General features: G+C 74.8%; 3 protein-coding genes. All 3 read right to left on the reverse strand.

Features of this window, described 5'->3' with window-relative positions; translation table 11 throughout:
- Nucleotides 1–723 (reverse strand): NrfD/PsrC family molybdoenzyme membrane anchor subunit (gene nrfD / locus VGL20_14030; GenBank protein HEY2704799.1); only part of this gene is annotated, 723 nt, incomplete at its 3' end.
- Entirely contained in the window at nt 720–1535 is an 816-nt protein-coding gene (locus tag VGL20_14035) for a 4Fe-4S dicluster domain-containing protein (GenBank protein HEY2704800.1), read from the reverse strand. The genes VGL20_14035 and nrfD, both read right to left, overlap by 4 nt.
- On the reverse strand, nt 1535–2149 hold a 615-nt coding region (locus VGL20_14040), incomplete at its 5' end, for a molybdopterin dinucleotide binding domain-containing protein (GenBank protein ID HEY2704801.1). The genes VGL20_14040 and VGL20_14035, both read right to left, overlap by 1 nt.

Below are 2149 nucleotides of genomic sequence, written 5' to 3' on the forward strand. Positions count from 1 at the left end.
GAGAGGCCGCCGCGCCACCGGCCCGAGCCGGTGCAGCCAGGCGCCGGCGAGCGCCACCTCGCCGAGCAGCGCGGCCCGCTCGGGAAGCTCGAGCGCGCTGCCGTCCTCGCCGCTGACCGCGAGCGCACCCTGCACCGCGGCCCCGCCGGTGGCCGCCGACGACGCCATGAACAGCGGGCCGAGCAGCGGGGTGCGCGCCCACAGCGGCACCGCGGTGGCGGCGAGCAGGGTGCCGGTGTACCCGGAGAAGAAGAGCGCGAACACGCTGCCGGGCAGGGTGAGCAGCTCGGGGACGAGCCCGCCGGCGCGGCGGAGCGGCGCCGGCAGCGGAGCCCGCGCGCCCTCCGCGAGGGTGCGCAGCCCGCCCAGCGCGGAGGCGGCGGAGAAGCCGGCGAACGCCCAGCTGCCCAGGTTCATCGGCGAGAGCGGCTTGACGATGCGGAGCATGTGGTGGAAGCGCGCCGGCCGGCCGAGGTCGAGGACGAGCAGCGCCGGCGCCGGCGCGATCGCCACCGCGGAGACGAGATGGCCGGCCCGCGCCACCGGGCGCGCCCCCTCCCCGCCGAACCATCGGGCCAGGGCGGCGATCAGGTAGGCGGAGCCGGAGACGCCGCCGAGGAAGAAGTACCAGATGATCAGGTGGTGCCAGGGCGGCGCGTTGAGCACCGGCTGGCCGGCATAGCCGGGGCGGTCGGCGCCGCCGCCGGCGCTGCGCGGGGTCATCGCCGCGCGCCCCGCCGCAGCGAGAGCGCCGACAGCACCGCCCAGGCGACGCCCACGGCGAGGTGCCCCGAGTAGCTGGGCAGCAGGTTGTGCCGCCCGGTGCGCGCGGCCATCGGCAGCCCGTGCCTGCGGGGGTCGTCGCTGAGCACGAAGAGGGCGTGCAGCCCCGACGCGAGCTGGTCGGAGTCGCCCCACAGCCGGGCGCCCGCCGAGCCCCGCCGCCGCAGCTCGGCGACCCGCTCGCGGCCGCGCTCGGCGAGCTCGTCGAGCCGCCCGAAGGCGATCGAACCGGTGGGACAGGCCTTCGCGCAGGCCGGCTGCTCGTCGATCTGGAGGCGGTCGTAGCAGAGCGTGCACTTGTGGGCGCCGTGGTCGACCTCCGACCGGGCGATGACCCCGAAGGGGCAGGCGCCGACGCAGTAGCCGCAGCCGTTGCAGATGTCGTCCTGGACGAACACGGTGCCGAACTCGGTGCGGACGATGGCGCCGGTCGGGCACACGTTCATGCAGCCGGCATCCTCGCAGTGCTTGCAGACGTCGGAGATGAAGAGCCAGCGGCCGCCCTCCCGGGAGGCGTCGAACTGCTCGAGGAACTTCACGTGCCGCCAGGTGTCGCCGCCGAGGTGACCGGTGTTGTCGTAGCTGATCCCGAGCCAGTCGTTGCCGTCGGCGGGCAGCCGGTTCCACTGCTTGCAGGCCACCTCGCAGGCCTTGCAGCCGATGCAGATCGTCGAGTCGGTGAGGAAGCCGACGGTGGGGCGCTGCGGCCGCGGCTCGGCGCGCGCCCAGGGGTTGCTCGGCAGCGACGGCATCAGCGAGGCCGCCGCCCGGGACGCACCGCGCACATCAGCGCCTTGGTCTCGTTGATGAACACGTTGGGCTCCTCGGTGAGCGAGAGCAGGTCGTTGGCGATGTCGCCGGTCACCAGCCCGCTGTACCCGTAGTGGAAGGGCATCGCCACCTGGTGGAGGGTGCGGTCACCGAGCGCGAAGGGCCGGAGCCGCCGGGTCACCAGCGCGCGCGCCTCCACCGCCGCCCGGGGGGTCTCGACCGTCACCCAGCCGCCGGCGGTGACTCCGAGCTCGGCGGCGAGCTCGGGGCTCAGCTCCAGCCACTGCTCCGGCTGCAGCTCGACGAGCCAGCTGCTCCACCGCGACATCTGCCCGGAGACGTGGTGCTCGGTGACCCGGAAGGTGGTGAGCAGGTGGGGGTAGCGGGGATCGCCGAGCGCCACCTTGAGGTTGCCGGGCAGCTCGTCGCGGAGCCTGGTCAGCGGGTTGCGCTGCTGCGCGTAGAGGGGGTTGCGCCCGGGCGCCTCGGTGGGCTCGTAGAAGGTGGGCAGGGGCCCGTCGAGCAGGCCGGTGGGCGCGAAGAGCCACGCCTTGCCGTCGGACTTCAGGGTGAACGGCGAGTCGCCGGCGATCCC

This window comes from Candidatus Dormiibacterota bacterium (genome assembly GCA_036495095.1).
Lineage (GTDB): Bacteria > Chloroflexota > Dormibacteria > Aeolococcales > Aeolococcaceae > CF-96.

What these genes read in the sequence shown, in the direction of transcription:
- VGL20_14035 (HEY2704800.1), bottom strand. Translation starts at nt 1,535, where the DNA reads ATGCCGTCGCTGCCGAGCAACCCCTGGGCGCGCGCCGAGCCGCGGCCG.